Annotated in this window: 18 protein-coding genes, 1 pseudogene and 1 other annotated feature; of the genes and pseudogenes, 2 read left to right on the top strand and 17 right to left on the bottom strand. The window is 45.8% G+C overall.

Going from position 1 to position 24631, the window contains the following annotated elements:
• Nucleotides 1-55: 55 nt before the first annotated feature.
• The 17 genes and pseudogenes from mazG to BQ5375_RS06615 all read right to left on the bottom strand — a co-directional run bounded on the left by mazG (nt 56) and on the right by BQ5375_RS06615 (nt 21641).
• On the bottom strand, nt 56-847 hold the full coding sequence (gene mazG / locus BQ5375_RS06700) for a nucleoside triphosphate pyrophosphohydrolase (RefSeq protein WP_076918101.1): 792 nt from the start codon (nt 845-847) through the stop codon (nt 56-58).
• Between the two features lie 71 nt (nt 848-918).
• Nucleotides 919-2661: a putative polysaccharide biosynthesis protein gene (locus BQ5375_RS06695; RefSeq protein WP_022131871.1), complete on the bottom strand. Its 1743-nt coding sequence runs from the start codon at nt 2659-2661 to the stop codon at nt 919-921.
• 187 nt (nt 2662-2848) lie between these two features.
• Nucleotides 2849-3334, bottom strand: a complete 486-nt coding sequence (locus BQ5375_RS06690; protein WP_022131870.1) for a zinc ribbon domain-containing protein — start codon at nt 3332-3334, stop codon at nt 2849-2851.
• Nucleotides 3335-3367: 33 nt separating this feature from the next.
• Complete coding sequence (locus BQ5375_RS06685) at nt 3368-4333, bottom strand: uridine kinase family protein (protein ID WP_022131869.1); 966 nt, start codon at nt 4331-4333, stop codon at nt 3368-3370.
• Complete coding sequence (gene hemZ / locus BQ5375_RS06680; protein ID WP_022131868.1) at nt 4296-5804, bottom strand: coproporphyrinogen dehydrogenase HemZ; 1509 nt, start codon at nt 5802-5804, stop codon at nt 4296-4298. The genes BQ5375_RS06685 and hemZ overlap by 38 nt, the downstream gene beginning before the upstream one ends.
• A gap of 25 nt (nt 5805-5829) precedes the next feature.
• Nucleotides 5830-6462 (bottom strand): MBL fold metallo-hydrolase, encoded by a 633-nt coding sequence (locus BQ5375_RS06675; protein ID WP_022131867.1) that lies wholly within the window; start codon nt 6460-6462, stop codon nt 5830-5832.
• 23 nt (nt 6463-6485) lie between these two features.
• Nucleotides 6486-6947 (bottom strand): D-aminoacyl-tRNA deacylase, encoded by a 462-nt coding sequence (dtd, locus tag BQ5375_RS06670; RefSeq protein ID WP_022131866.1) that lies wholly within the window; start codon nt 6945-6947, stop codon nt 6486-6488.
• 28 nt (nt 6948-6975) lie between these two features.
• Nucleotides 6976-9171: a RelA/SpoT family protein gene (locus BQ5375_RS06665; RefSeq protein ID WP_022131865.1), complete on the bottom strand. Its 2196-nt coding sequence runs from the start codon at nt 9169-9171 to the stop codon at nt 6976-6978.
• 4 nt (nt 9172-9175) lie between these two features.
• Entirely contained in the window at nt 9176-11215 is a 2040-nt protein-coding gene (recJ, locus tag BQ5375_RS06660) for a single-stranded-DNA-specific exonuclease RecJ (RefSeq protein ID WP_022131864.1), read from the bottom strand.
• Nucleotides 11216-11364: 149 nt separating this feature from the next.
• Entirely contained in the window at nt 11365-12165 is an 801-nt protein-coding gene (locus BQ5375_RS06655) for a hypothetical protein (protein WP_022131863.1), read from the bottom strand.
• A 167-nt stretch (nt 12166-12332) separates the two neighbouring features.
• Nucleotides 12333-14807 (bottom strand): ATP-dependent helicase, encoded by a 2475-nt coding sequence (locus BQ5375_RS06650; RefSeq protein ID WP_022131862.1) that lies wholly within the window; start codon nt 14805-14807, stop codon nt 12333-12335.
• A 543-nt stretch (nt 14808-15350) separates the two neighbouring features.
• Complete coding sequence (locus BQ5375_RS06640; RefSeq protein ID WP_022131860.1) at nt 15351-16631, bottom strand: ABC transporter substrate-binding protein; 1281 nt, start codon at nt 16629-16631, stop codon at nt 15351-15353.
• On the bottom strand, nt 16631-17434 hold the full coding sequence (locus BQ5375_RS06635) for an ABC transporter permease (protein WP_022131859.1): 804 nt from the start codon (nt 17432-17434) through the stop codon (nt 16631-16633). The genes BQ5375_RS06640 and BQ5375_RS06635 overlap by 1 nt, the downstream gene beginning before the upstream one ends.
• Entirely contained in the window at nt 17431-18276 is an 846-nt protein-coding gene (locus tag BQ5375_RS06630) for an ABC transporter permease (protein ID WP_022131858.1), read from the bottom strand. The genes BQ5375_RS06635 and BQ5375_RS06630 overlap by 4 nt, the downstream gene beginning before the upstream one ends.
• Nucleotides 18277-18281: 5 nt before the next feature.
• Nucleotides 18282-19328: a spermidine/putrescine ABC transporter ATP-binding protein gene (potA, locus tag BQ5375_RS06625; protein WP_022131857.1), complete on the bottom strand. Its 1047-nt coding sequence runs from the start codon at nt 19326-19328 to the stop codon at nt 18282-18284.
• A gap of 506 nt (nt 19329-19834) precedes the next feature.
• Nucleotides 19835-20269: pseudogene (gene tnpA / locus BQ5375_RS06620) on the bottom strand (IS200/IS605 family transposase).
• A 178-nt stretch (nt 20270-20447) separates the two neighbouring features.
• The gene (locus tag BQ5375_RS06615) at nt 20448-21641 is read right to left on the bottom strand and encodes a THUMP domain-containing class I SAM-dependent RNA methyltransferase (protein ID WP_022131490.1); all 1194 of its coding nucleotides are present in this window, start codon (nt 21639-21641) and stop codon (nt 20448-20450) included.
• Between the two features lie 303 nt (nt 21642-21944).
• Here BQ5375_RS06615 and hpf point away from each other — a divergent pair, with 303 nt between their 5' ends.
• Complete coding sequence (hpf, locus tag BQ5375_RS06610; protein ID WP_076917620.1) at nt 21945-22469, top strand: ribosome hibernation-promoting factor, HPF/YfiA family; 525 nt, start codon at nt 21945-21947, stop codon at nt 22467-22469.
• 150 nt (nt 22470-22619) lie between these two features.
• Nucleotides 22620-22879 (top strand) — a binding site (T-box leader).
• 50 nt (nt 22880-22929) lie between these two features.
• A complete protein-coding gene (locus BQ5375_RS06605; RefSeq protein ID WP_022131492.1) occupies nt 22930-24603 on the top strand; it encodes a 2-isopropylmalate synthase in 1674 nt (557 codons plus the stop codon).
• Nucleotides 24604-24631: the final 28 nt, after the last annotated feature.

Here is a 24631-nt window from a genome sequence, read left to right as displayed (position 1 = left end):
GTTCTTTTTCCCGCAAGCCGATGTTCCCACCAAGGCTGTGCCGTCAACACCTTTTTTACTTTTTCTTTGCCTGTTTCCACAATTTATCCATATCCTGAATGGATATTTCGGAAAGTTCGATTCCCTGCTCTTTAGCAAGTTCCTCTACCTTGCGAAAACGGTCTATAAATTTTTCAGTCGACGCGTTCAGGCTTTCTTCCGAATCAACCTTCAAAAAGCGCGCAACATTGACTGCCGAAAACAGTACATCGCCCAGTTCCTCAAAACACTGCTGCGGGTTTTCATCCTCAATCGCGCACTGCAATTCATCCAGTTCGCTTTCCAAATCTCCCATTGCCCAGTACAGATCCGGATAATCAAAGCCTGTTTTTGCGGCTCTCTTCTGTACTTTCTGCGCGCGCATCAGCGCAGGGAAGGTTTTTGGAACGCTTACCAAAGTTTCGGTCTTGGTCGTCTGTCCCTTACTTTCCTCTTTGATCTGCTCCCAGTTTTGCAAAACCTCACCGGTACTGCTGACCTGAGTATCGGCAAATACATGCGGATGACGAAGAATCAGTTTTTTGCAGATTCCATCACACACATCCTGGAAATTAAAGGTTCCCTGTTCTTCTTCGATTCGTGCATGGTGAACCACCTGAAGCAGGACATCTCCCAGTTCTTCTTTGAGCAAATCACGGTCATCAAGGTCGATCGCCTCGCATACTTCGTATGCTTCTTCGATCATATCTTTGCGCATCGATGCGTGAGTCTGTTCTCTGTCCCATGGACATCCCTGTTCGCTTCTTAAAATCTCCATGATCTGCAGAAGGTCATTGATGTCATACTTATCTTTTCGTTCATAAGACACGCCCACAATATCACACTCCTATGCTTTCAGACGACAAATTCGGTTTTTCCTTTTTTGCGACTTTATATATATTACCCTAAAAGCGAGTACTTTTCAAGTATTTTTGCCATTTTTTCACCCTTTGGAAGGGTCATTAGCTCCTCTTTTTTGATTACACGCAGCAAAAGCAGGGCCAAAAGGTAAACAAGCGCACCCGTAGCCACCGAAATCAGCACTGCAAAGCGGGATTGTGTATATCCATCCAGCAGATTCTGCACTCCTCTTGCAGTGGCTGCACACAATATCGCTGCCAGCAAAGGTTTTCCAAAAGAGGAAAATAATTCCAGGCTTCCAACTGTCTGGTACAATGCGATCAAACTCATCAGCGTAATCACCACATAGCAGACAAGAGTGGAATAAGGTACTGCACGAATGTTAAGCTGTGGAATTCCAACTAGGATATAGTTCATCCCCAGCTTTATGATACTGCCCAGCACAATCAGTTTGACCGGCAGAGAAACCTTGCCCACCGCCTGAAGCAAGCTGTTTGTTGTCGCAGTCATGGCAATAAAGATAGAAGCAATTCCCAAAACTGCAAGGAGCGGCGCTCCGATTGCCACCTCGTTGCTATAACCAAAGAACAATTGGCAGATTTCCTCTGACAAGACACTGATTCCCAATCCTGCCGGAATACAGATGATTGCCGTCATGCGAAGCACCATCTGTACGCTTTTCTGGGTGCGCAGACGGTTGTTTCTTGCAAAGCTCTCCGCCACTGCTGGCAGTGCGCTGACTGCAAGCCCTGCGGTCAGTGCCGGTACAAGATTAGCAATAACTTCTGCTTTTCCGGTATATGCCCCGTAAAGATAGTTGTGCACTGTCTGATTAGTAACCTCAATCTGTGGAATCAGCTCTCCAAAGCCACTCAGCAGCGCCTGAGGCGCTGTATTCATAACATCGTCAAGCCTTCCGGTCACGGTCATCATATCAATAAAGCCGGAAAGATTTACTGCCAGCGAACCCATACATACCGGAACACCGATCATCACAATCTTCTTTAAAATTTGAGAAGATGCTTCCGGCTTTGGCGCATGCATCACCAGACTGTCCTGTACGCCGTCTCCCTTTCTTTTCCAAAGGAAAACCAGGTATAATAACCCCGCTACTGTGGAAAGGCTCACGCCCAGTACAGCCGCTGCACTCGCGATCTGTGCGATGACTGCCTGCGCCTGTTCGTAGGAAGAATAAGAAACTCCCAGGACAGTCTGCGTATTTTGGTACTCTCTTTGGGTCAGATAGAGTACCGCACCGCTCAGCCCCAAACCGAAAATCATCTTGGTGACAGCCTCGATAATCTGTGAAATCGAGGTCGGATACATGTTCTGCATTCCCTGATAGTATCCCCGATATGCCGACATTAAACAGCAGGTCAGCACCGCCGGAGCCAAACACATAATCGACAGTTTTGCTCCTGGGTTTGGAATCATTGCGGCAAATTGCCCTGCTCCCAGCACCATGATCACCATACATACCAAACCGGTGACCAAAAAGAACATTCTGGAAATCCTGAAAATACGCCGGTTATCACGATATCTTCCCAGTACACAGTTTTCCGATACCATTTTGGACACCGCTACCGGAAAACCTGCCGCGGCAATGGTCGAAAGCAGGTTAAAAATCTCATAGGCATTGGTAAAATAGGAGTATCCTGTTCCCCCCAGCATATTGCTGACCGGAATCTTGAACAGCATACTCACCACTTTAACCGTCACAGTTCCGATCATCAAAATCATTGCGCCCTGCACAAATCCCTGCTTCTGACTTTCCTTTTTCACCTGTTCACCCGCCTTCTCCAAAATCCGTCATGTTCAGTAAGATACCATACCTTCCCAATTTCTTCAATTCTCTTTCTGTAAATCTTTTCTTAAAAAAGCCTCAAAAAAATTCTTTTCTTCTCATTATATGCTTTTTTTAAGTTCTCCATACCCAAATAAAAAAGGACCGGATAAACCGGTCCTTTTTTTACAGGTTTTCTTCAATTAACGGCTTTTCTTCGGATTTTTCCTCCGGCTGATTCTCAGGCTGTGTTTCCTGAGGCTGAGCTGGCTGTTCTTCTGCTTCTGGAACAGTTAAATCTGTCTCTTCATGCAGTACCATGCCGCAGCGGGAACAGAAATGAGAATCTACGCTGCAGGAAGCGCCGCAGTTTGGACATTTCTTTACTTTTTTCAGTTCTTCCCGTTTGGACTGAATCTGTGCAAGTTCTTGCAGAAGATCATCTACCTGCGAAATGATTTCTGTAATCTCTGCCTCATTATCCAGACCGGATTTTCTGCTGCGGTAAACCAGCGAACCGATACGTTCATAGCAGTTTTGCAGATCTGCGTTGAGGGAAACTTCCTGCAGTTTCAGCTTGGAAACTTCAACCATTTCCTCTGTTTTTTTTCCTGCCACGTTTGCTACCGACATTGCTTTATCCAGCAGAGAATTTAATGAATTCAAACTCATATTGATTGCCCCTTTCCTGTTTATATATTGATTTTATTTTTCTTCTTTTTTTCCTATAAACTCACGGATTACGCTGTCCTGCGGAATACAATTTACATCGTTGATATCAAAAAACTCATCCAGCCTCTGATACAGATCATCCAGCTTGCGGTAATGCTCCGGTGCAATCCCCCTGCGATCTTCCAAAAATGGCAGCAAATAGCTGTGGAAGATATTCGGTTCATAGTCAAGGGTAGTGTCCAGCTTAAAGTCAGCACTGTCACGATATGGGTTGATATACTGCGATTCTCCCTCACAAACTTCATCCCACATCGCCATTGTTTCCTCCGGCGTTGTATTCCTGCTGTTTCGGTCTCTCACCATACGGCGCATCAGACGAACATCCTGTGGTGTCAGGATTACCCTGTCATGATCTTTAAAACGGGAACGGACACTTGCAAATATTCTGGTTACTTTATCCTCTCCCACGACCTGAGTCAGCAGAGGATTGAGCCCATGCAATCCCTCGATGATTACAACATCATCGCCGGAAATAATAATTTCCTTCTCTCCGCCTTCCAAGCGGCTGTGTGTGTGAAAGTCAAAGGTTGGAATGATGGTTTTTCCCTTGTTTACCAGTTCGTCAATGCAGCGATTGATCCGCTCAATATCCAATGCATAGATGCTTTCAAAATCTGGTTTTCCCTTACGGTTTAAGGGTGTCTGATTGGTATTCAAATAAAAATCGTCCAACGAGATAACTCTTGCCTTTCTTCCATTGCTCTGGAAGCTTCTTGCAAGTGTATAGGCTGTTGTGGTCTTACCCGATGCAGAGGGTCCAGACAAACAGATAATATCCGTTTTATCCCGATTTTCTGACATCTGGGTTACCACCGCATGGATCTGTTTATGATAAAAGGACTCTGCCTGATCAATCAGCTGAAAATAGTTTTGGATTGCCTGCTGATTTACCTCGTCCTTCTCAATCGTTCCGTAGTGAAACGGGTCTATTTTCCTCAAAGAAATCCACCACTCTTTCCTTACGTTTTAAAACTTCGTCAAACAATTCGACATATTCATACGGATACTTGTAGTTAAAGATTCTTTCCAGCTTACCGGTACGGTTGGATTTAAGCTTGGTTACCGATCCTCCGCCCGCTGCAAGAATGGTTTGGGTTTCGTCCATGATATAGATATTATACCTGCCTTCGTACCCTTTTTTGCAGTATCCGGTATTTTCCAGATTGCCCAGCGTGTTGCGCTGTTTATACAGATAATACGGCATCCATCCGCCCTGCATCAGATGACTTTGTGCATAGGAGACCATCTGACCAACTTTACAGCCCAGTTCCAGCGCTTTTTTGCGTTCTTCCCAGCTTGCACCATATTTTGCGCTTCGCTTGATGGATAAGGTATGTACTGTGATATTTTCCGGATCAAGCGCAATAATGCGGTCGATGGTATCGCAGAAACCTTCGACAGTATCTCCCGGCAGTCCTGCAATCAGGTCCATATTGATGTCATCAAAACCTTCTTCACGCGCCATATAGAAACAGTCGATAATTTCCTGAGCGGTATGTTTTCTGCCAATTCCTCTGAGCACTTCATCATTTAATGTCTGAGGATTGATGCTGATACGGGTAATATTGTACTTTTTAAGTACTTTCAGTTTTTCTCTGGTAATGGTATCCGGACGTCCTGCCTCTACCGTATATTCTTTTAAACGGGACAGATCAAAGTTTTCCTCCACCGCGCGGCAAACCTGATCAAGCTGCTCTGCTGACAGAATGGTCGGGGTTCCTCCGCCAAAATAAACGGTGGTGAGGGTAATCGGGATCTTCGCCATCGTTTTGCCGATCGACTCTATCTCTTCACAGAGCTTATCGACATAGACTGGCAGAATTTCCTTTGCCCGCTTGCTTGCAATATCGTGCGATACAAAAGAACAGTAGCTGCATCGAGACGGACAAAATGGAATCGAAATATATAAGCTGTAGGTGTCGTCGGTCGCTTCCTTTAAGATCGGTGCCTCGTGCTTGGCTGTTTCCAGCGCAAGCTCAATTTTTTCCTGGCTCACATGAAAGTGCTCAGCAAACTCCCTTGCTGTCTCTTCCGGGCTTTTCCCTGCATCCAGACGCTTGTGGAACAGCTTTACCGGACGTACACCGGTAATCATTCCCCATGCAGGTTGCACACCGGTCGCACGGCTGAGAAGCTGATACATCATATCGCACATGATAAATTCCGCCTCTTCATAAGGGGAATTTGCCACCGGTAAAACCGGCTGGCTCATCGAGGAAAGTTCCCCGTTTAAAAACAGGGTAACCTTCATCACACCGTCTTCCAGACGATTTTCGATAAAATCTTCATCCTGCGGCAAAACGGCACCTGCCTCATATTGGGCGGTAACTATTTTTTCATCCGGAAAAAACAGCATTGCAACGCATTCCGCCTCATATTTCATGCTGTGACCGACATTCCTTATATTCATATGCTGTTTTTTCTCCTTTTGCTCACTACATTTTGATTGCTCTTCTTAAGAACGGATTGGCAACTTTTTCATCGTCCAGATTCGTTGCACTTCCATGTCCCGGAAATACTTTATAGTATCCTTCCAGCTGTCCCAGACGCTTTAAGGAAGCAAACATTGCTGTATCATCACCGCCATAAAGATCGGTTCTTCCCATGCTTCCCTGGAACAGAGTATCTCCGCAGTACATCTCATTTCCCTTAAAATAAGTAATACCGCCCGGTGTGTGTCCCGGTGTTTCCATAACCGTGAAAACCGTATTTCCACTTGTAATCTGGTCGCCTTCTTTCACCAGAATATCCGGTGTAAACGGCTTTGCATAAGGAGCCACTGCATTTGACATACTCTTTTCTCCGTCACCGATCATTTCCAGGTCGCGTTCGCCCAGAACGATCTTGATCTGAGGGAAGATCTCTTTTAAGTCAGCTGCCCCTCCCATATGGTCCCCATGACCATGTGTCAGGAGCAGATGGGTCGGAGTCAGTCCTTTTTCCCGAATAAAATCTGCTACCTTGTCAGCATCACCGCCGCAGTCAACTACGACGCAGTTTTTATCTTCATCCCAGCTGATATAGCAGTTGGTTCCAAGCAATCCTACGTGGATAATTTCCAGATTCATTTCTTTTCTGCTCCCTTCCCGATCTATTTTTTCGGCATGATCTCATCGGTGTCCAGCATGATGGTAACTGGACCATCGTTTAACAGTTCAACCTTCATGTCTGCGCCAAACTCACCGTGCTGTACATTCTGCACACCAGCATCCTTTACTTTCTGCTGGAAATATTCATACAGTCTGTCTGCCTCTGCAGGTGCTGCTGCTCCGATAAAGGATGGACGTCTGCCATGTTTGCAGTCTGCATACAGGGTAAACTGGGAAACAACCAGCATCTCACCGCCGATATCCAGCAGCGACAGATTCATCTTGTCGTTTTCATCCACAAAGATGCGAAGGTTCGCACATTTTTCTGCCAGGAAATCCGCCTGTTTTTCGGTGTCCTGCGGGCCAACTCCCAGCAGAACCAGCAGTCCTTTTTCAATTTTTCCAATACAGTTTCCCTCAACGGTTACGCTTGCATGTTTTACTCTCTGAATCAGTGCTCTCATAAATTAATTTCTCCGTCTTATTGTAATATTACTGAATGGTTCTTCTGACATCCTCCACGCCCTTGATCGAACGTAGGGAATTCAGCAGATAGTTTAACTGGTCAACGCCGTTTACTTCAACGGTGACCTGAATCATAATGGCAGAATGATCCTTGCTCTCCTTGGCAATCAGTGAATGCAGCGGAATATGCATGTTGCTCAAGGTAATGCTGACATCCGCAAGCAGGGTATCTCTCGGCTGAGAGGTAATATCGATGGTAGATTTGAATTTTTCGGAAGTCACCACCGATGCCCACTCTGCTCTGACCCATCGGCCTTCATTTTCTTCCGAGGAGTTAAGCACGTTGACACAATCCTGTTTGTGGATGGATACACCATAGCCGCGGGTAATAAAACCAATGATCGGATCGCCTGGCAGAGGATTACAGCATTTTGCAAATTTGACAAGGCAACTGTCCAGTCCTTCCACGATAACTCCGCTGGTCGGTTTGCTCTGTTTTTTATTTGCGGTTTGCTGTTGCTGCTGTACCAGAGCCGCTTTTTTCTGCTCATCCGCTACCGAACGGTAAGCCTTCTGGAATTCTTCCTTCACACGAGGCATCAAACGAGAAAGAAGAACGCCACCATAACCAATAGCAGCATAAAAGTCGTCCAGCGTATTGATATGCTGACGGCGGGCAAATCCCATAACAAACTCTTCAAAATCCTCTTCCGGAACATTGATGAGATTGCGTTTGAATTCGCGCTCCAGCTCTTCCTTACCGGTGATGATATTTTCTTCCCGGCGTTCCTTTTTAAACCATGCACGGATCTTGGTTCTTGCTTCGCTGGTCTTAACAATCTTGAGCCAGTCTCTGCTCGGACCGTTGCCCGGACCTTTTGAGGTGATGATTTCAACAATCATACCGGTTTCCAGTTTAAAATCAAGCGATACGATTCTGCCGTCCACCTTCGCTCCGGTCATGCGGTTGCCGACCTCGGAATGGATGGCATAAGCAAAGTCGATTACAGTCGAACCGGTCGGAAGATTGATGACATCGCCTTTTGGTGTAAAGACAAAGCATTCTTCCGGCGCGATATCCGACTTGATTGAGCGAACAATATCCTGTGCATCGCCCGAATCCTGCTGGACTTCCAGAAGCTGACGAACCCAAGCCAGTCTTTCTTCCAGTTTATCCTTCTTTTCAATACCTGCCTTATACTTCCAGTGTGCAGCGATACCATATTCTGCGGTATAATGCATATCCCAGGTACGGATCTGAATTTCAAACGGGATACCGCCTTCCTTATCCAGCACCGTTGTGTGCAGGGACTGGTACATATTTGCTTTTGGAGTAGAAATATAGTCTTTAAAACGCTTTGGAATCGGGGTAAACTCATCGTGCATGATACCCAGAACCGAGTAGCACTCGATAGAAGTATCTACAATAACGCGCACCGCATAAACATCGTAAATTTCATCAAAGTTTCTGCCCTGCATATATACCTTGCGGTAGATTCCATAAATGCTCTTAACACGGCTTTGCAGGAAGAACTTCATGTGTTCCTTGTCCAAGCGTTCCTTGATCTTCTGCTGGATGGTTTCCAAAAACTTTTCCCGTTCGTCCTTTTTAAGCTTGAGCAAACGCTCAATTTCTTCATAGGCAATCGGGTCCAGAAAACGCAGGGAGATGTCTTCCAGCTCTTCCTTGATCGGACGGATACCCAGTCGGTCAGCAAGCGGAGCATAAACTTCCATTGTTTCCAGTGCTTTTTCCCGGCGTTTATATTCTTTCCAGTACTCACCAGTACGCATATTGTGCAGACGGTCGGAAAGCTTTACGATAATAACGCGCACGTCTTTTGCCATTGCAAGCAGCATCTTACGGACGTTTTCCGCCTGACGCTGTTCCTTGCTGGAGTAGGACAGTTTTGTCAGCTTGGTGACGCCGTCCACCATCAAAGCAACATCTGCGCCAAAAATTTTCTTGATTTCCTCAATCGTGGATGATGTGTCCTCCACTACATCGTGCAAAAGTCCTGCACAGATGGTCTCGGTATCCATTCCCAGTTCCACCAGAATCTGAGCGACGGCTATCGGGTGGGTGATATATGGTTCTCCGGACTGACGCATCTGTCCATCGTGCGCTTTTTCCGCATAACGATAAGCCTCGGTGATTTTGTCAAAATCATAAGGCCTGTTGCTGTCCTTTAATACTTTCATTAAATCTTCAAACACATACATAAACTTATTCACCAACCTTCAATCGTCTGAGTATGCTGGACTGCTCCAGCTGTGTTTTGGCGACCTTATCTGGAAAACGGAGAATTGGTCCGGACGCTGTGTGTTCCACCGAAATCAGTCCCAATTCCTGCATCACATCGATGCAGATCATCATTTTGCAGTAATTGATCTTTCCCAATCTGCACCATAAAAGATCATATCCATACGGAAAATGTCTGTATTGGCGTAAAAAACGATAAATTTGTGCCACGTCTTCCCGCTGTGGACAAATATAATTTTTAATCTTGTCCTCAAGCGGTTCCTTGCGGCAGTATTTTTCATAATACTGTTTTCCCACAATCAGTTTTTCCTGATTGACTCCATGCAGTCTGACATCCTTGATCTTAATCGAGAGGTTTTTCTCTCCATTATACTCGTTAATATCCAAATTTGCCGCCACGTCAACCAGATCTCCCGGATAAAATGGGAATTTTTCCGGCGGCATTCGAAAATATACTGCCTGAAACAGTTTGCCCTGATAAGCAAGTTTCAGACGGATATGGCGGTTTTCACTCAACGGAGTTACCGTCTCGATACGGCATCCCATCATGGCAACCACCGGTTCCTCATTTCCGCATCCAAACGGCTGAAGAATCCGCATTCCCTGCACGGTATCCAACCTGAGCTGCTGCTGCGAAAGAACAGCGTCCACATTGAGCTGATCAACCGGCATAATATCAAAATGTTCCTTTGCATCCTGCAAAATCTCATCAATAAATTTCTTTAAATCTTTGGTCGGCACTGTCAAACCTGCCGCCTGATTATGTCCGCCGTAGCGGGTCAAAAGCTGACTGCATCGGGAAATAGCGTCGATCATGGAATATCCTTCCACGCTGCGGGCAGAGCCTCTCGCTTCTTCCCCTTCTATGGAAAACAGAATACACGGCTTTGCATATTCCTCCACCAGTCTTGCTGCTGCAATCCCAATGACACCGTGGTGCCAGCCCTTTCCATACAAAATAATCAGTCTTTCCCGCAAGATCTCCGGATGCTGGGCAATCTTCCGGTCAATTTCGGAATAGATTGCATCCACCAGCTGTTTGCGGTGTTCATTGAGAGAGTTAAGCTCTGTCGCCAGCTCGAACGCTTGGGAAAAACGATCGGACAGCAGCAGTTCCATCGCCAGATCTGCCTGTCCCAATCTTCCAGCGGCATTGATGCGGGGCGCAATTCCAAATGCAAGTGAGGTAGAATCGAGCCTTTTTTCATCCAGCCCCGCTACCTCGATCAGTGCTTTTACCCCAATCTGTTCTCCCAGCGTGATACATTCCAACCCTTTTTGAACAATCAGGCGGTTTTCGCCGGTCAACTCCACCACATCTGCTACGGTTGCGATAGCTGCAAGTTCTCCAAAATGCCAGATCATCTCCTCACCGGAAAGATCCCCTTCCATCGCACAGATCAATTTAAATGCGACACCTGCTCCACACAAGCATGGAAATGGATAATTATCATCGGCACGATGCGGGTCAACCACTGCGCAGGCTTTTGGAAGTTCGGGGCGGGGTTGATGGTGGTCGGTGATGATCAGATCAATTCCCACCGATGCCGCATAGTCCGCCTCTGCTAAGGCGGAAATGCCGTTATCAACTGTAACAATCAGGTCTACCTGCTGTTCTTTTAAGAAATCGATTGCCTGACAGTTTAATCCATATCCTTCTTTATCCCGGTCCGGGATATAGTAAATGACTCTTGCACCCAGATCTTCCAGATAGGTATAAAGCATAGCTGTTGCGGTGATTCCATCACAGTCATAGTCACCATATACCGCAATCTGCTCATCCTCCTGCACCGCGCGGCTTAAACGCTCCACCGCCTTGTCCATATCCGCCATCAAAAACGGATCGTGCATCTTTCCTTCTGCACCGGCAGTATAGGCGGATACATCCTGTACACCTCGGCCGTCCAGGATCTGTGCTGCTATCTCAGGAATCCCCGTTTGCTGTATTAAATTTTTGATTCGTTCGGGATCTGCCTGCGGCAGCTTCCATTTTCTAAATCCCAAGACTGATTCCTCCGTGTCCACTTGTTCTATCTGGATATACTTTAACTAGTATATTTTATCATTTTTTGTCCATATATTCAATCATTATTTAGCAAAAATCGCAAAAAGAAGGCGGCTCCAACTTAAAAAAGTTGGGCCGCATCCTGATTTTAGCCGTTTTGACTGCTGCAATCGTCCCGAAATTCACTCAATCTCGGTGGAAAAAAGTCTTCCATCGGGAACTGAATTTTCTTGAACATTTCACACGGATCACCGGTGGAATATTCACTTTCCTTATCCGGGATACAGAAATCGTATGCCGGAATCATCATCTGGACTTTACGCTGCAGCTGAACGATGGTAAACAGACCGAGTGTAATATAGACCTCTTTGCTTACCTGAACATCCTGGAAGTTTCCGCCAACCTGTGTGCAGATCTGGCATGGGATCACCGAGCCTGGACAGCAGGTCTTTGCCGGACACTCCACATAGCGGCAGGCAAGACAGATTGGATCGACAATCTGTACCACTGCATTTGGCATTGCGGTCATCTGCTCGTTGTTGCTGCAGCAGCCTGAATGGGAAGAAAAGACTCTGGCATTTGCTTCGCTTCCATACAGGATTACTTTCTTGGAGAAGTAGGAAATACCGCAGCAGTTGACTGCTGGTGTTCCAGGAGATAAGTACGCGGACAGTTCCACCAGGAAGTAGAAGGTCATATCGACCGAATAGAATCCCTTATTAAATGGGACACTCTCTACATCCACACAAACATTGATTACCTTTACTTTTTTGCACTTGATGCTTGCTGCCTTATCGATGATAGGCTGGGTCTTGTCGCTGAAAAAGACCTGAAGATCCTCCAAACAATCCTTGTCGCTGCAAGAATCATAGATTCTCTCCGCATCGATACAGACAGCCTCTTTAAAGCAGGTGCAGTCATTAGGTCGGAATGCTTTCGATTCTGCCATAATATCCCTCCGTTTGATTCCTGCGGCCTGCCAGAGGAAAAGCCGCAGCTGATGATACATCGGCGCAGCTTTGTGGGGGTCTCTGCGCTGACATTCAATATCAGTCTATGAAATCGCACGGATTTTGTGAACCGAAATTGCTTTTGTGAGGGAAAATTTGCCTGTGATTATGAAATCTTGGTAAGCTTTGCAAATTTGTACATGATCTTCTTGGTGCCGACTGTATCAAACAGCACTTCCAGCAGGCAGTCTCCGCCCATTGGGGTCATCTTAACCAGTGTTCCTTCTCCAAAGGTATTGTGTTTTACACGGTCTCCTGCCTTGAGCGTTACAGCAGCAGCGCCGGATGGAGCATCAGAGCTGTAGGAAGTGGTCTTTCTTGCTGCAGCCATACCGCCTACACCAATATCGTTGAGTGCACGTGTCTTTTTGACTGTTGAAGCTTTTTTCAGCTCTGCCTGACTTGCCTTACGGATAGTCTTATCCTCAACATCACAACAGCCTGCTGGAATCTCGGTAACAAAGCGGGAAACGCGGTTTCTTACCGTCTGACCAAAAATCATACGCTGTGCAGCGTTTGTGATGTACAGCTGTTTCTTTGCTCTGGTGATGCACACATAGGCAAGGCGGCGTTCTTCCTCGATCTGATCTGGGTTATAGATTGCCTGCATTCCCGGGAAGATGCCTTCCTCCGCTCCGCAGAAGAACACATTGTCAAACTCAAGACCTTTTGCCGAGTGCATGGTCATCATGATGACGCGGTCAGCGTTCTCATCATAGCCGTCAATATCGGTATAGAGGGTAACTTCCTCCAAAAATCCTGCCAGGGTCGGCATCAGGATCTCCGGCTGTTCATCCGGATTTTCCGGATTGATGGAAAGCTGCGGGAGTTTTTCCATCTCCTCCACATATTTTATGATATTCGATTTTAACTCATTTACGTTCTCGATACGGTTAATTCCCTCGTCGCCCATAGCGCGCAGATGGATAAGGTAACCGGTCTCCTCGATCAGAGTATCAAACAGCTCTTCCAAGCTACCATTTTCGGCAATCTCGGAAAGACGTTCGATCATCTGGGCAAACTCCATCAGCGGACGGCATTTTTTCGCGAGCGGTTGGTACTCTTCCGCATGGGCGAGCACCTCAAACAGCGGGATACCCAGCATTGCGGAAATTTCTTCCGCCTTATCCACCGTTGCATCACCAATTCCGCGTTTTGGCTCGTTGATAATTCTCTTTAAACGGATGGTATCTGCGCGGTTGTTGATAACACTTAAATAAGCGATGATGTCCTTGATCTCCTTGCGGTCATAGAATCGCTGGCCACCAACAATCTTGTAGGCAATACCGGAACGAATAAGCGCATTTTCCAGTGTATTCGACTGTGCGTTCATTCGGTACAAAATCGCGTGATCGGAGAATTTCTGACCCTTTGCAACATCGTCCAGAATGGTATCGGCAATAAAGCGAGCCTCATCCTGTTCGGAAAGCGCGCGGTAGACCTTGACCTGATTTCCTTTTGGATTCTGGGTCCAGAGGGTCTTGCCCTTTCTCTGAGTGTTATGTTCGATAACCGCATTTGCTGCATCCAGAATGGTCTGGGTACAGCGGTAGTTCTGCTCCAGACGGATTACCTTGGTATTGCGGTACTGGTTTTCAAAGTTTAAGATGTTTTCGATAGTTGCTCCACGGAATTTATAGATACTCTGGTCATCATCACCGACAACACAGATATTGTTGTGTCCACCAGCAAGCAAACTTACCAGCAAGAACTGAGAGTTGTTGGTATCCTGATACTCGTCTACCATGATGTAGCGGAAGCGGTTACGATATTTTTCCAGAATATCCGGGAACTGCTGGAACAATTTTACGGTAAAGATGATGATATCGTCAAAGTCCAGTGCATTTGCTGCTTTCAGGCGTTTCTGATAAAAGTCGTAAACTTTCGCGATAACTTCTTCCTTGTAGTCACCTGCTGCGTTGCGCAGAACATCCTGCGGGGAAAGCATCTGGTCCTTTGCGGCACTGATGGATGCTAAAATTGCCTTTGGAGCCATGACTTTTTCCTGTACTTCCAGCTCCTTCAACGCATCCCGGATGATTCTAACCGAATCATCGGTATCATAGACGGTAAAACTGCGGTCGAAACCGAGGTTATTGATCTCTCTGCGCAGAATACGCATACATGCCGAATGGAAGGTGGATGCCTGAATGTCCAGAGCCTGCTCTCCCAGCATTGCTTCCAGACGTTCTTTTAATTCCCCCGCTGCCTTGTTGGTGAAGGTGATAGCAAGGATGTTCCATGGCTTGATCGGACGATCTGCAATGATGCTGCGCAGGCGCTCCCGGGTAATGTCCCCGTCATCAAGTTTGTCATCCAGCCAATCCTGCAAGAAGATAATATCCTGTTCTCCCACAAAAGAAGGAATATATTCACTGTGATATGCGTTTCCGTACTCTACCATATTGGCGATGCGGTTTACAACAACGGTGGTTTTTCCGCTTCCCGCACCTGCCAGAATCAAAACCGGACCTTCTGTCTGAAAGACAGCTTCCCGCTGTTTGTCGTTCATTCTGGAAAATCTTTTTTCCAGCACCTTGCGTCGAAGCTGTAAAAACTGACTCTCAAATGTCTGTGGCATCTTTATCTACCAAACCTTTCTCTATCTATGATCCTTATCGGTAATAAAACAAATTTCGGAGCATTATTATAGCACATTTCACAGGGAAAATCCATCGGTAATCTGACCGAAGCGCTTGCTGAAATTAACCGTTTTCTCTGCATCTCTTGTTTGCTTATTTGACAAATTTTTCTTCTGGCATTAAACTAGAAAATAATTTTTTTGAAAGGAACTGTTGTCATGAAACGAATTTCAGATATCTTTAAACTGCTGGGAAGTGCACTCTTACTTTCTTATCTCTGGTTTTGCTGTGCACATTTAAGTTCCTGCGTTTTGTCACAGACCGCTTCGCTCATTTTTTTCTGTCTTACCACCCTGTTTATCTTTCTTTCCTGTGTGTATGTCTTCTTTTCCCCGCTCTTTTCAAGCTTTAAATTAAACCTCCTCACCATTTTGCTTGCCCTGTTTCTATTTTGTCTGTATGGATATTTGTTTGCCTACCAAAATATCTTTTCTCTCTTTGCTGCATAAAAAAGTACCCTGTAAAAACAGGGTACTTTTTGTTTAGAAGTTATTCTGTGAGTTTTGGTAATTAAACTGTTCGCGTCTTCTGCGGCGGTTTTTCTTCATCACCGTAATCGCAACCGACAGTGCCAGCGCACCTACCAGAAACAGAGGCATACTCCAGTAGTTGTAGCCTGCCTCCGCACTCATAATCTCGGTCCACAGGCGGTCGAGATAGAGGTTGGTTTCCTCAGAGAGGTTTACATAGACCTGAGTATTTTCCAGCACCTCATCGCTTGGATAGCTGATTGGATTGTTGCGTACCTCTTCATCAAGCAACTGAAGCGCTGCATCGTTTGGTGTGGAATACTGGATATATTCGATGTTTGCTGCAGCGATCTCCGGTTCATTGAGGAAGTTAATGTACATCTCGGAAGCAAGCTTTTTGAGTCTGCTTTCCTCGGTATCCTCCTTAATCTTTGGGATGCAGACTGCATCAAAGAACAGGTTTGTTCCTTCTTTTGGAATTACAAAGCGAAGGCTCTCATTTACTGCCATCATGTTGATGGCGTCACCAGCATAATATGGTGCGATTGCTGCTTCATTTCCCTGCATCTTATCAAAGATCTGGTCCATAACATATGCCTGAACCAGCGGCTTTTCATCCTTGAGAAGCTGTGCTGCCTGGTCAAGCTCCATGGTATCCTCGGTATTGATGCTGTAGCCCAGCATCAGTTCTGCAATAGCAAAAGCATCACGGGAGTTGGAGAACTGCAAAATCTGCTTTGCATAGTTCGGGTCCCACATGATGTCCCAGCTGTCCGGATCAAAGCCGAGCATGTCATAGTTATAGATCAGTCCAACGGTTCCCCAGGTGTATGGCACTGAATAGAGATTTTCCGGGTCGTAGGAAGGGTTTTTAAACTTTTCGGAAATGTACTGAAAGTTTGGAATATTGTCAAAATCCAGCGGTTCCAGCATATCTTCATTGATCATACGGGAAACCATATAATCTGACGGGAAGATGACATCATAGGTTGTACCGCCGCTCTTGAGCTTTGCGTACAACGATTCGTTGGTATCAAACTGGGTGTAGTTGACACGGATTCCGGTCAGTTTTTCAAACTCAGCATTGACATCCAGCGAATCATCGTCACCATTGGAGATATATTCACCCCAGTTATAAACGTTGATGGTAACATCTTTGTCCTTTAACTGCGAGTAGTACTCCATATCATAGTCATAGGTTTCTTCTGCCGCTGTTCCCAGTGTCATCGCAGAAAACAGCAGAACAGCCGCTGTCAGGAGACTTAATTTTTTCAGAAAACTTTTTTTCTTCATTAATATTCTCCTCCTTTTCTGCGGACTGGTTTTCCCTTTCTGCTGCTTAGTACGTTGTAAATAACCAGAATCAGCAGAACAACTGCAAACATAATGGTGGACAGTGCGTTGATCTTCGGGCTGACACGGCGACGGGTCATACTATAGATTGCAACCGGCAGGGTCTGGATGGAAGCGCCGCTGACAAAGTAGGAAATAACAAAGTCATCCATCGAGTAGGTCAGCGCCATCAAAAAGCCCGAAACGATACCCGGCATGATTTCCGGAATTACAACCTTGGTAAAGGCGGTAAACGGATTGCAGCCCAGATCCAAAGCCGCATCGTAGGTGTTTTTGTCCATCTGCTTTAACTTCGGCAGAACATTGAGGATAACATACGGCACGTTAAAGGTGATGTGCGCTACAATCAGGGTCTGCATGCCAAATTCCATCTTGAGGTAGATAAACAAAAGCATCAGCGCAACACCGGTGATAATCTCCGGGTTGATCATTGGCAGATAGGTAAAGGTCATAACGACCGACTTGAGTTTCTTGTTCATCTTGTTTAAGCCGATTGCTGCAAGGGTTCCCAGTACCGTTGCGATTACCGACGAAACGATTGCAACTACCAGCATGACAATAAATGACTGAATAATTACCCTGTCGTGGAACAGTTCTTCATACCAGCGAAGGGTAAATCCGGTCCAGGTGTTTCGGCTCTTGCTGTCATTAAACGAGAAGATAATCAGCACGGCAATCGGTGCATACAAAAACACCATGACCAGCCAGACGTACAAAGAGGAAAGCCAGCGATTTTTTCTCATAAGATTCTTCCCTCCATTTCTTCATCGTCAAAGTTGTTCATAATACTCATGCACAGCAGAACAACAACCATCAGTACCAGCGAGATCGCCGAACCGAGGTTCGGGTTGTAGGAGTTGCCCAGGAACTGCAGTTCGATGATATCACCGATCAGCTGGTTGGTACCGCCGCCGAGCATCTTGGAAATAATAAAGGTGGAGATTGCCGGAACAAATACCATGGTGATTCCGGTGCTGACACCCGGCAAACTCAGTGGAATTACGACTCTTGCCATAACCTGGAAGGTATTGCCGCCAAGGTCCTGCGCCGCTTCGATAACATCGTTTCCGATTTTACACATGGTGGTGTAAATCGGCAAAATCATAAACGGAATATAATTATAAACCATACCGAGAATAACAGCACCCTGTGTGTTGATCATGTGCAGAGGGCCGATGCCGAACAATCCCAAAAACTTGTTGATCAGACCGTTATTTTCCAGAATGGTCATCCATGCAAAGGTTCTCAGCAAAAAGTTCATCCACATTGGCAGCATGACCATGATAAACAGGGTTTGCTTTTGAAATCCCTGTTTTCTGGAAAGGATATAAGCCAGAGGATAGGCAATCAACACACACAATACGGTCGCGATTGCCGCCAGTTTGATCGAACGCAGCAAAACGCTCATGTATTCGCCGCCGCGCGCGATATTTTCCAGTGTAAACTGTCCCTGAGAATCGGTCAGAGCAAAAAACACAACCATTCCCAGTGGAATTACGATAAACGCTACCATCCACAGCACATAAGGCGCTGCCGGCAGAGCTCCCCACAGTTTGCTTTTTTTGCTTTCCGAGGTGTTTTTCATCTGCACTACGCCTCCATCTTTTTCATGATGTGGATATCTTCTGGACGAACATTCATGCCGATGTGCGCGCCAACTGGCTGGCTCTGGGTGGAGTGAATGAGCCATTTATAGCCATGTGCATCAACGGTAATCTCATAATGTACGCCTTTGAAGATAACCGATTCTACCTCGCCGCTGATTGGAGAGGTCTCATAGTCACCAACAATAATATCCTCCGGACGGATAACAACATCGACACGCTCGTTTTCTGCAAAGCCCTTGTCGACACACTTGAATGCCTGTCCGGCAAATTCCACTTCAAAGTCTTCGTACATAACACCATCGATGATGTTGCTTTCTCCGATAAAGTCTGCAACGAAAGCGTTTTTCGGCTCATTGTAGATATCCTGCGGTGTACCGATCTGCTGGATTTCTCCGTCCTTCATGACAACCACGCGGTCGGACATGGTCAGTGCCTCTTCCTGATCGTGGGTAACATAAATAAAGGTGATCTTCAGCGATTTCTGAATGCGCATCAGCTCGGTCTGCATTTCTTTACGCAGCTTTAAGTCCAGAGCGCCCAGAGGTTCGTCCAGAAGCAGAACCTTTGGTTCGTTGACCAGCGCGCGGGCAATTGCTACACGCTGCTGCTGACCGCCGGAAAGCTGGTTGATGTTTCGGTTTTCAAAGCCAACCAGACCAACCAGTTTGAGCATTTCACGCACCTTTGTGCTGATCTGCTTTTTATCCATCTTTTTGATATTTAAGCCAAATGCAACGTTATCAAAAACGTTCAGATGCGGGAAGAGCGCATAACGCTGGAAAACGGTATTAACGTTGCGCTTGTACGGCGGCACTCCGTTGATCTTCTTCCCGTCAAAAAAGATATCTCCCGAATTTGGCTCAACAAATCCACCGATAATACGCAGAGTTGTTGTTTTACCACAACCGGAAGGACCAAGGAAAGTTACAAATTCCTCATCGTGAATATCAAGGTTGATTCCCTTGAGAATTCGCTGTCCATCAAATTCTACCACTACGTCTTTTAAGCTGATCAAAATATTATCTTTCATCTGCTCTATATCCCCCTTTGCGGTTTGGTGCATCTTATCTGCACCCCATGTTTTGTCTGGAACGGTTCCAGTTTTCAGTGTCCGGACGTTTCCCGCAAAAGGATTGCTGCCGTCTTTGCCGTCCTTACACTGTTCCTTTTCTAAAATTCCCCTTTCAGGAAGCTTTGTCCCTGAAAAAATCTATCTTTTAACACTTTGTTAAAATACCATATACACTATACCATAAAGTGACAGGAAGTCAATATTTTTCGCTGTTTTTCCGAATAATTCGGTATTTTTTATCATTTATCGACTTTGTTTCTCTTTTATCTGGATAAATTCCCAAAATCCTCTGGTTTTCTTAATTTTTCATAGCCTTATTCTTATTTTTACTCAATTTTTTCTTTTGTTCGAAGTCATGACCACCCCTAAGAGGGGTGGCATGACGAGCGGCCTATAAGGCCGTGATAAAAGCCAGCGCCTAAATGACGCTGGCTTTCACTTTGTTCAAGCCTCTGGTGGTATGATTACTTGCTACCCTTGAAAGGGTCTACATACTCCTTCTTGCTTAAACTATCTTCTATTTGATCTTGCTTTTCTTGCTCTCGGATATATTTTTGTATTGTCGCAGTATTGATTCCTACTGTACTTACATAATATCACTTGTATTTTAGGTTTGCATGCCTTTCAAATATCATCATCGCACTTTTCCCTTTGAGGTATCCCATGAATTGGGATACACTGTATTTGGGCGGTATACTTACCAGAATATGTACATGATCCGGCATCATATGCCCTTCTATAATTTCTACACCTTTCCACTTACACAAATCTTTTATGATTTGCTGGATATCTTTTCTCAATTCTTTATAGATTATTTTCCGACGGTACTTTGGTGTAAAAACGATGTGATACTTGCATACCCATTTGGTATGTGCTAAACTATTTGCCATAAGAAACATCCTTTCCTGGTTTTTTAGAGGCTTGAACAATCTCTATCTTACCAGAAAGGATGTTTCTTTGCTTAAGCCTTAATCCACCCGCATAGCGGGCGGTTGTTGAACTTTCGCTTATTGGCGAAAGTTCTTTGCTAAAGCACTAATGCAAAAACAGCCGTTCTGATAAGAACGGCTGTTTTAATTATTTTTTGATACGGTGATCCCTTCTGTCAGGATATGGTTTTGCTCTGGAAGGTTTTGAGGCTTTCTTCTGTTCTTCCTTAAAGTACATGTACAGCTGACATGGAATCATACCGTTATAGAGCTTTCTGCGTTTATCTGCCATCCGACCAAAGGATTTTTCAAATTCCATATCGGGACTGATGATATAATAACGGTGCGGATATCCCTGCGAAAAGACCTTGCCCATCGTCTCATAAATTTCCTGTGCAGTCTTTAAATCGAGCAGTCGTTCGCCGTATGGAGGGTTACAGATTACAACGCCCTTTTCATCCGGCATATAAAAATCTTTTACATCACGCTGTACAATCTCGATGCGGGTTCCAACACCTGCCTGCTTTGCGTTATACTGCGCAAGCTCCACCGCTGCCGGATCAATATCGCTGCCATAAGCGCGGAAGGTGGCATCGCGTTTAATCAGGTCAAATGCACGCTGACGTTCCTGCTGCCATACCGTCTGTGGGAGCCAGTCCCATTTTTCTGCTGCAAATCTTCGGCGCAGTCCTGGTGCAATTCGCATTGCATGCATTGCCGATTCGATCAGCATGGTGCCCGAACCGCAGAACGGGTCATACAGCACTGTGTCCGGATAAATGTGTGCAAGGTCGATGATTCCCGCAGCCAGCGTTTCCTTGATTGGAGCAAGCACCGCATTTTTGCGGTAACCGCGTTTATGCAGTCCCGTTCCGGTGGTGTCCAGCGTAATCATGACATTGTCTCGATTGATGCCGAACTCCACCGCATAGGTAGTTCCGGTCTCCTCAAACCAACTGAGGTTGTATACCTCCTGCAAGCGGGTAACAATTGCCTTTTTAATAATCGACTGACAGTCCGAGATGCTGAAGAGCTGGGATTTCAGCGACCATCCGCCCTTAACTGGAAAGGCATCTTTTTTGCCGATATAATCTTCAAACGGGATCTTCTTTACCCCCTGAAATAGCTCTTCGAAACTGCGCGCCTCAAATCTGCCCAGTACCAGCTGGACACGTTCAGCGGTACGCAGACCAATGTTTGCTCTGGCAATCATGCTCTCGTCACCTTCAAAGGTGATTCTGCCGTCGGTGACCTCTAGGTTTTCTCCGCCCATTCTGCGGATTTCGGAAGATAAAACGCTCTCCAGTCCAAAATGACAGGGAGCTGACAATACTACTCTCAAAAAGATTCTCCTTTATCTTTGCCTTGTGTATGCGGCCTATCCTAAAACTTTGCTTTTAACAAAAATATCATATCAAGTTTATCCCCTGATTGCAACCATCATTTTTAATCTGCATAAACTTTCGCCGTTTTCATTTGTGATACATTTTGTACTTATTTTACCAAAAAAACTTTCACAGAAAAGATGTGTTTTTTTAGAAGAATCTTCTTGACCTTTTGAGATGAAAGTAGTATAATAATCTCAACAAAATAAAAAGGAATCAACCTGAATATTTTGTATATTATCGCAAAAGGGGTTGAAACGATGAAGATTAACATCACCGCTAGAAACACAGGTATCAAAGATTCTTTCCGTGCAAGAGTTGAGAAAAAACTTTCCAAATTTGATCGCTTTTTCGGCGACAACGCACAGTCTCAGGTAACCGTTATTCATTCCGGCGACCATGAAACTGTTGAGGTAACCATCAAATCTGAAGGACTTTTCTTCCGTGCTGAAAGAACCGCTGATGAACGTGAAGATGCTCTGGAAGCAGTTGTCGACTCCTTGTTCCGTCAGATCGTAAAGAACAAAAACAAACTGACCAAACGGATGAAATCCGCTACCTTCACACCAGAGTTTGTGGAAGAAATGTATGAGCCAGATGAATATCGAGTCGTTAAGACCAAACGCTTCCCTGTAAAACCAATGGAAGTAGAGGAAGCAATTCTCCAGATGAATATGCTCGATCATCAGTTCTTCGTTTTCCGCAACGCAGAATCCGGTGAGATCAACGTAGTTTACAAACGCCATGACGGCAACTATGCTGTAATCGAACCAGAAGAAGAATAATGGTAAATGGTACAGGCTGTGCAAATGCACAGCCTGTTTTTGATTGCAATAATTTCCCTATCCTCTCGAATTTGTGGTATTTATTACAGAACCCGCAGTGTCAGACTTGACATTTCATAAAAATCCATTTATGATAAATAAAAATCAAAAGCAAAGGCGTTGAACAGGATTAGTAGGTCAGGTCATTCCTTCAGAGAACTGTCGGTTGGTGCAAGACAGCGGTAACTCCTGACTAAACTCCCCTGGGAGCTCTGCCCCAAACCATATTTTGTGCAGTAGGCGGCAGCGGTCTTTCCGTCCGTTATTGTGGAAGCCGTAATCGGACTTAGGTCCCGTACGGATACAAGGGCATACCTTTTGAGGTATGAATCAGGGTGGTACCGCGGAAGCTACGGTCTTTCGTCTCTGAATCGACAGGGACAAAAGACCGTTTTTGTTTTGCCCCGGAAAGGAAACTGCAATGAAAAACACCGATAAATATACCCGAAATTATTTTAATCCACCTGTCAGCGAGCATCGCTGGAGCTCACAGGAATACATCTCCAAAGCTCCTCGCTGGTGCAGCGTTGACCTGCGGGACGGAAATCAGGCGCTGATTGTCCCAATGAGTTTGGAAAAAAAGTTGGAATTTTTTCAATTTCTTTGCAAACTGGGATTTAAGGAGATTGAAGTCGGTTTTCCGGCAGCATCCGAAACAGAATTTCAATTTGTCCGCACACTGATCGAGCAAAAACTGATTCCTGAGGATGTCACCATACAGGTTATCACCCCTGCAAGAGAACATATCATAAGAAAAACTTTCGAGGCATTGGATGGATGCCGTAAAGCAATCATCCATCTTTACAATTCCACCTCTGTTGCACAGAGGGAACAGGTTTTCCAAAAATCCCGCAGCGAGATTATTGAAATCGCGGTGTCCGGTGCAAAATGGCTGACCGAATATGCCGCTAAAACAAAAGGCGAATTTCTGTTTGAGTACACACCGGAAAGCTTTACCGGAACCGAACTTGATTTTGCTGTGGAAATCTGCAATGCGGTGCTGGATGTCTGGAAACCACAGAAAGAACACCCCGTCATCATCAATCTTGCTTCCACCGTTTCCCTCTCGATGCCGCACGTTTACGCTAACCAGATTGAATACATGAGCGATCACTTAAACTACCGTGAAAATGTGATTCTTTCCCTGCACCCGCACAATGACCGCGGCAGCGCCGTCGCGGAAGCGGAGCTGGGCATTCTTGCAGGTGGCCAGCGTGTGGAGGGAACCTTATTCGGCAATGGAGAGCGCACCGGAAACGTTGACCTGATTACCCTTGCACTCAACCTGTTTTCTCATGGAGTGGACCCGATACTTGACCTTTCCAATATACCGCAGGTTGTCGAAATGTATGAGGATGCGACGGGAATGAATCTTCCTCCCCGTCAGCCTTATGGCGGTCAGCTGGTATTTGCCGCTTTTTCCGGCTCTCATCAGGATGCAATCGCCAAGGGAATGCAGTGGCGCCAGAGCCATTCTGGCGCTCATTGGAATGTTCCTTATCTCCCGATCGACCCGCAGGATATCGGACGAAGCTATGAAAATGATGTGATCCGCATTAATTCCCAGTCGGGCAAGGGTGGTATCGGCTACCTGCTGGAACACAAGTACGGCATCAATATGCCAAAACCAATGCGGGAAGAATTTGGCTACATCATCAAGGGAATTTCCGACCATCAGCACAAGGAACTCTCTCCGGAAGAAGTTCACCAGATCTTTATGGACACCTACCTCAATCTGCAAACACCAATCCGTCTGGACGACTTCTACTTTGTCCACAAAAAGGAATATCATACCACTGTTTCCCTGACCGTCGGAAAAGAGGAAATGGAACTGACCGGACGCGGAAATGGTCGATTCGATGCAGTGAGCAACGCTTTGCGTCGTGGACTCAATATCCGCTTTCATGATATCGTCTACCAGGAACATGCGCTGGAACGTGGCTCCACCTCCCGAGCAATTGCTTATGTCGGCATCACCTCAGACAGCCAGAAAACCTACTGGGGCTGCGGCGTTCACACCGATATTATCGCTGCTTCCATCTTTGCTCTCTTTAGCGCAATCGACCGCATGTTGACACAGGAACAAAATGACTAAAAAAAGCTCGTCCTTTTGGACGAGCTTT

This window comes from Negativibacillus massiliensis (assembly GCF_900148495.1).
Taxonomy (GTDB): domain Bacteria; phylum Bacillota; class Clostridia; order Oscillospirales; family Ruminococcaceae; genus Negativibacillus; species Negativibacillus massiliensis.
The sequence above is the reverse complement of the archived record's forward strand: the minus strand, read 5'-3'. Positions and strand labels throughout refer to the sequence as shown.